This window comes from Streptomyces sp. NPDC042336 (assembly GCF_055581985.1).
Map to the genome: position 1 here is coordinate 1 of NZ_JBVJEA010000116.1, position 1,091 is coordinate 1,091.

1 rRNA gene is annotated in these 1,091 nt (G+C 56.6%); it reads left to right on the plus strand.

Going from position 1 to position 1,091, the window contains the following annotated elements:
* Nucleotides 1-1,091: ribosomal RNA gene (locus ACZ6IM_RS42710) — 23S ribosomal RNA — on the plus strand; the annotation flags it as partial.

Consider the following 1,091-nt stretch of genomic DNA (forward strand, 5'->3'; position numbering starts at 1 on the left):
ACCCAAGTAGCACGGGGCCCGAGAAATCCCGTGTGAATCTGGCGGGACCACCCGCTAAGCCTAAATATTCCCTGGTGACCGATAGCGGATAGTACCGTGAGGGAATGGTGAAAAGTACCGCGGGAGCGGAGTGAAATAGTACCTGAAACCGTGTGCCTACAAGCCGTGGGAGCGTCGGACATCAAGCTTGCTTGGTGTCTCGTGACTGCGTGCCTTTTGAAGAATGAGCCTGCGAGTTTGCGGTGTGTTGCGAGGTTAACCCGGGTGGGGAAGCCGTAGCGAAAGCGAGTCCGAATAGGGCGTTTTAGTAGCACGCTCAAGACCCGAAGCGGAGTGATCTAGCCATGGGCAGGTTGAAGCGGCTGTAAGAGGTCGTGGAGGACCGAACCCACCAGGGTTGAAAACCTGGGGGATGACCTGTGGTTAGGGGTGAAAGGCCAATCAAACTCCGTGATAGCTGGTTCTCCCCGAAATGCATTTAGGTGCAGCGTCGTGTGTTTCTTGCCGGAGGTAGAGCACTGGATAGGCGATGGGCCCTACCGGGTTACTGACCTTAGCCAAACTCCGAATGCCGGTAAGTGAGAGCGCGGCAGTGAGACTGTGGGGGATAAGCTCCATGGTCGAGAGGGAAACAGCCCAGAGCATCGACTAAGGCCCCTAAGCGTACGCTAAGTGGGAAAGGATGTGGAGTCGCACAGACAACCAGGAGGTTGGCTTAGAAGCAGCCACCCTTGAAAGAGTGCGTAATAGCTCACTGGTCTAGTGATTCCGCGCCGACAATGTAGCGGGGCTCAAGCGTACCGCCGAAGTCGTGTCATTGCAGCAATACGGCCAACGCCGGCTGTGATGGGTAGGGGAGCGTCGTGTGCCGGGTGAAGCAGCCGCGGAAGCGAGTTGTGGACGGTTCACGAGTGAGAATGCAGGCATGAGTAGCGATACAAACGTGAGAAACGTTTGCGCCGATTGACTAAGGGTTCCTGGGTCAAGCTGATCTGCCCAGGGTAAGTCGGGACCTAAGGCGAGGCCGACAGGCGTAGTCGATGGATAACCGGTTGATATTCCGGTACCCGCTGTGAAGCGTCAAACATCGA